Source organism: Pseudomonas sp. NPDC090208 (genome assembly GCF_044746785.1).
Classification (GTDB): Bacteria; Pseudomonadota; Gammaproteobacteria; order Pseudomonadales; family Pseudomonadaceae; genus Aquipseudomonas.
Map to the genome: position 1 here is coordinate 1 of NZ_JBIVCU010000038.1, position 5,642 is coordinate 5,642.

At 51.8% G+C, this 5,642-nt stretch carries 2 tRNA genes and 3 rRNA genes; all 5 read right to left on the minus strand.

The window, feature by feature from the left end:
* Positions 1 to 47: 47 nt before the first annotated feature.
* The 5 genes from rrf to ACIPL0_RS30915 all read right to left on the minus strand — a co-directional run bounded on the left by rrf (position 48) and on the right by ACIPL0_RS30915 (position 5,219).
* Positions 48 to 163 (minus strand): 5S ribosomal RNA (gene rrf / locus ACIPL0_RS30895).
* 148 nt (positions 164 to 311) lie between these two features.
* Positions 312 to 3,202, minus strand: a 23S ribosomal RNA gene (locus ACIPL0_RS30900).
* 241 nt (positions 3,203 to 3,443) lie between these two features.
* Positions 3,444 to 3,519: transfer RNA gene (locus ACIPL0_RS30905), tRNA-Ala, on the minus strand.
* 7 nt (positions 3,520 to 3,526) lie between these two features.
* Positions 3,527 to 3,603 (minus strand) — tRNA-Ile (locus ACIPL0_RS30910).
* Between the two features lie 79 nt (positions 3,604 to 3,682).
* A 16S ribosomal RNA gene (locus tag ACIPL0_RS30915) occupies positions 3,683 to 5,219 on the minus strand.
* Together the 16S, 23S and 5S rRNA genes with 2 tRNA genes alongside form the textbook arrangement of a ribosomal RNA operon.
* Between the last annotated feature and the right edge of the window lie 423 nt (positions 5,220 to 5,642).

A 5,642-nucleotide genomic window follows, 5' to 3' on the forward strand; every position in this document is an offset into this window, starting at 1 on the left:
AAAGACAAAACCCCGTCTGCTTACGCAAACGGGGTTCTGCAATTTAATCTTGACGATGACCTACTCTCACATGGGGAAACCCCACACTACCATCGGCGATGCATCGTTTCACTTCTGAGTTCGGGATGGGATCAGGTGGTTCCAATGCTCTATGGTCGTCAAGAAATTCGGTTGCCGATTCGTCCGGTTGGACGCCTCAGCCTATCGGGTATGTGATCAGGTTGTTCGTGACGCAAACTCTCGGTTCGTGTCGTCTTCACAGTCACCGCAATCTGGCTGCCTTCAGGCTTCGCAAATTGCTTGGGTGTTATATGGTCAAGCCTCACGGGCAATTAGTATGGGTTAGCTCAACGCCTCACAGCGCTTACACACCCCACCTATCAACGTCGTAGTCTTCGACGGCCCTTCAGGGAACTCAAGGTTCCAGTGAGATCTCATCTTGAGGCAAGTTTCCCGCTTAGATGCTTTCAGCGGTTATCTTTTCCGAACATAGCTACCCGGCAATGCCACTGGCGTGACAACCGGAACACCAGAGGTTCGTCCACTCCGGTCCTCTCGTACTAGGAGCAGCCCCTCTCAAATCTCAAACGTCCACGGCAGATAGGGACCGAACTGTCTCACGACGTTCTAAACCCAGCTCGCGTACCACTTTAAATGGCGAACAGCCATACCCTTGGGACCGGCTTCAGCCCCAGGATGTGATGAGCCGACATCGAGGTGCCAAACACCGCCGTCGATATGAACTCTTGGGCGGTATCAGCCTGTTATCCCCGGAGTACCTTTTATCCGTTGAGCGATGGCCCTTCCATACAGAACCACCGGATCACTAAGACCTACTTTCGTACCTGCTCGACGTGTCTGTCTCGCAGTCAAGCGCGCTTTTGCCTTTATACTCTGCGACCGATTTCCGACCGGTCTGAGCGCACCTTCGTACTCCTCCGTTACTCTTTAGGAGGAGACCGCCCCAGTCAAACTACCCACCATACACTGTCCTCGATCCGGATAACGGACCTGAGTTAGAACCTCAAAGTTGCCAGGGTGGTATTTCAAGGATGGCTCCACGCAGACTGGCGTCCACGCTTCAAAGCCTCCCACCTATCCTACACAAGCAAATTCAAAGTCCAGTGCAAAGCTATAGTAAAGGTTCACGGGGTCTTTCCGTCTAGCCGCGGATACACTGCATCTTCACAGCGATTTCAATTTCACTGAGTCTCGGGTGGAGACAGCGCCGCCATCGTTACGCCATTCGTGCAGGTCGGAACTTACCCGACAAGGAATTTCGCTACCTTAGGACCGTTATAGTTACGGCCGCCGTTTACCGGGGCTTCGATCAAGAGCTTCGCGTTAGCTAACCCCATCAATTAACCTTCCGGCACCGGGCAGGCGTCACACCCTATACGTCCACTTTCGTGTTTGCAGAGTGCTGTGTTTTTAATAAACAGTCGCAGCGGCCTGGTATCTTCGACCGGCATGGGCTTACGGAGCAAGTCCTTCACCCTCACCGGCGCACCTTCTCCCGAAGTTACGGTGCCATTTTGCCTAGTTCCTTCACCCGAGTTCTCTCAAGCGCCTTGGTATTCTCTACCTAACCACCTGTGTCGGTTTGGGGTACGGTTCCTGGTTATCTGAAGCTTAGAAGCTTTTCTTGGAAGCATGGCATCAACCACTTCGTGTTCTAAAGAACACTCGTCATCAGCTCTCGGTCTTGAGATCCCGGATTTGCCTAAGATCTCGACCTACCACCTTAAACCTGGACTACCAACGCCAGGCTGGCCTAGCCTTCTCCGTCCCTCCATCGCAATAACCAGAAGTACAGGAATATTAACCTGTTTTCCATCGACTACGCTTTTCAGCCTCGCCTTAGGGACCGACTAACCCTGCGTCGATTAACGTTGCGCAGGAAACCTTGGTCTTTCGGCGTGGGTGTTTTTCACACCCATTGTCGTTACTCATGTCAGCATTCGCACTTCTGATACCTCCAGCAAGCTTCTCAACTCACCTTCACAGGCTTACAGAACGCTCCTCTACCGCATCACCTAAGTGATACCCGTAGCTTCGGTGCATGGTTTGAGCCCCGTTACATCTTCCGCGCAGGCCGACTCGACTAGTGAGCTATTACGCTTTCTTTAAAGGGTGGCTGCTTCTAAGCCAACCTCCTAGCTGTCTAAGCCTTCCCACATCGTTTCCCACTTAACCATGACTTTGGGACCTTAGCTGACGGTCTGGGTTGTTTCCCTTTTCACGACGGACGTTAGCACCCGCCGTGTGTCTCCCATGCTCGGCACTTGTAGGTATTCGGAGTTTGCATCGGTTTGGTAAGTCGGGATGACCCCCTAGCCGAAACAGTGCTCTACCCCCTACAGTGATACATGAGGCGCTACCTAAATAGCTTTCGAGGAGAACCAGCTATCTCCGAGCTTGATTAGCCTTTCACTCCGATCCACAGGTCATCCGCTAACTTTTCAACGGTAGTCGGTTCGGTCCTCCAGTCAGTGTTACCTAACCTTCAACCTGCCCATGGATAGATCGCCCGGTTTCGGGTCTATTCCCAGCGACTAGACGCCCTATTAAGACTCGCTTTCGCTACGCCTCCCCTATTCGGTTAAGCTCGCCACTGAAAATAAGTCGCTGACCCATTATACAAAAGGTACGCAGTCACCTAACAAAGTAGGCTCCCACTGCTTGTACGCATACGGTTTCAGGATCTATTTCACTCCGCTCTCCGCGGTTCTTTTCGCCTTTCCCTCACGGTACTGGTTCACTATCGGTCAGTCAGTAGTATTTAGCCTTGGAGGATGGTCCCCCCATGTTCAGACAAGGTTTCTCGTGCCCCGTCCTACTCGATTTCATTGACAAGAGATTTTCGCGTACAGGGCTATCACCCACTATGGCCGCACTTTCCAGAGCGTTCCGCTAATCTCAAATCAACTTAAGGGCTGGTCCCCGTTCGCTCGCCACTACTAAGGGAATCTCGGTTGATTTCTTTTCCTCAGGGTACTTAGATGTTTCAGTTCCCCTGGTTCGCCTCTTGCACCTATGTATTCAGTGCAAGATAACGGTCTTAGGACCGCTGGGTTCCCCCATTCAGACATCTCCGGATCACAGTCTGTTTGCCGACTCCCCGAAGCTTTTCGCAGGCTACCACGTCTTTCATCGCCTCTGACTGCCAAGGCATCCACCGTATGCGCTTCTTCACTTGACCATATAACCCCAAGCAATCTGGTTATACTGTGAAGACGACATTCGCCGAAAGTTTGCATTCACAAACTTTACCTTAGCCTGAAGGTCCACCAGTGAAAGTGGTCTTCAGTCTATCTTTCTATCACATACCCGAATTTTTAAAGAACGATCTAATCAAAGACTAGAAATCAACATTCCTCACCGGACCGGTGGAATGCTCATTTCTAAGCTTTAACGGCAAAAGCAGCAGCAAAACCAGTAAATGGTGGAGCCAAGCGGGATCGAACCGCTGACCTCCTGCGTGCAAGGCAGGCGCTCTCCCAGCTGAGCTATGGCCCCAGGGAACTGGTAGGTCTGGGCAGATTTGAACTGCCGACCTCACCCTTATCAGGGGTGCGCTCTAACCAACTGAGCTACAGACCTATGACAGGCTCTGCTTATCGTCTTCTTCAATGAATCAAGCAATTCGTGTGGGAACTTGCGAAGAAGCTGAGTCTTCGATTAAGGAGGTGATCCAGCCGCAGGTTCCCCTACGGCTACCTTGTTACGACTTCACCCCAGTCATGAATCACACCGTGGTAACCGTCCTCCCGAAGGTTAGACTAGCTACTTCTGGTGCAACCCACTCCCATGGTGTGACGGGCGGTGTGTACAAGGCCCGGGAACGTATTCACCGCGACATTCTGATTCGCGATTACTAGCGATTCCGACTTCACGCAGTCGAGTTGCAGACTGCGATCCGGACTACGATCGGTTTTGTGGGATTAGCTCCACCTCGCGGCTTGGCAACCCTCTGTACCGACCATTGTAGCACGTGTGTAGCCCAGGCCGTAAGGGCCATGATGACTTGACGTCATCCCCACCTTCCTCCGGTTTGTCACCGGCAGTCTCCTTAGAGTGCCCACCATAACGTGCTGGTAACTAAGGACAAGGGTTGCGCTCGTTACGGGACTTAACCCAACATCTCACGACACGAGCTGACGACAGCCATGCAGCACCTGTCTCAATGTTCCCGAAGGCACCAATCCATCTCTGGAAAGTTCATTGGATGTCAAGGCCTGGTAAGGTTCTTCGCGTTGCTTCGAATTAAACCACATGCTCCACCGCTTGTGCGGGCCCCCGTCAATTCATTTGAGTTTTAACCTTGCGGCCGTACTCCCCAGGCGGTCAACTTAATGCGTTAGCTGCGCCACTAAAATCTCAAGGATTCCAACGGCTAGTTGACATCGTTTACGGCGTGGACTACCAGGGTATCTAATCCTGTTTGCTCCCCACGCTTTCGCACCTCAGTGTCAGTATGAGCCCAGGTGGTCGCCTTCGCCACTGGTGTTCCTTCCTATATCTACGCATTTCACCGCTACACAGGAAATTCCACCACCCTCTGCCCTACTCTAGCTTGCCAGTTTTGGATGCAGTTCCCAGGTTGAGCCCGGGGCTTTCACATCCAACTTAACAAACCACCTACGCGCGCTTTACGCCCAGTAATTCCGATTAACGCTTGCACCCTCTGTATTACCGCGGCTGCTGGCACAGAGTTAGCCGGTGCTTATTCTGTCGGTAACGTCAAAACAGCAAGGTATTAACTTACTGCCCTTCCTCCCAACTTAAAGTGCTTTACAATCCGAAGACCTTCTTCACACACGCGGCATGGCTGGATCAGGCTTTCGCCCATTGTCCAATATTCCCCACTGCTGCCTCCCGTAGGAGTCTGGACCGTGTCTCAGTTCCAGTGTGACTGATCATCCTCTCAGACCAGTTACGGATCGTCGCCTTGGTGAGCCATTACCTCACCAACTAGCTAATCCGACCTAGGCTCATCTGATAGCGTGAGGTCCGAAGAGCCCCCACTTTCTCCCGTAGGACGTATGCGGTATTAGCGTCCCTTTCGAGACGTTGTCCCCCACTACCAGGCAGATTCCTAGGCATTACTCACCCGTCCGCCGCTGAATTCAGGAGCAAGCTCCTGTCATCCGCTCGACTTGCATGTGTTAGGCCTGCCGCCAGCGTTCAATCTGAGCCATGATCAAACTCTTCAGTTCAATACTGCAATCGGGTTTTGAGAAAACCCTCTAAACTTGGCTCAGCAATCGTTGGTTAAACCATGATTTCTCGTGGAGTAACTTGCGTTGCTGATAATCTTGCGACTTCAGTCTTACGACACAAGCACCCACACGAATTGCTTGATTCAGTTGTTAAAGAGCGGTTGGTTAAGAGCTTTCGTCTCAACCGAGGCGCGCATTCTACAGCAGCGTCTCAATCTGTCAAGCGATTATTTTGCGAAGTTTTCAAAATTTCTTTATCAACTTCAATCACTTGCGCTTCGTTCGATTCAGCATCTCACGTTAGCGGGAGGCGAATTCTACAGCGTTACAACCTGCTGTCAACCACCTTTTTCACCGCTGTCGATTCGAACATCTAAACCGAAGCACTTCCTCGCTGACTTATCGTCTAACTCGTTGATA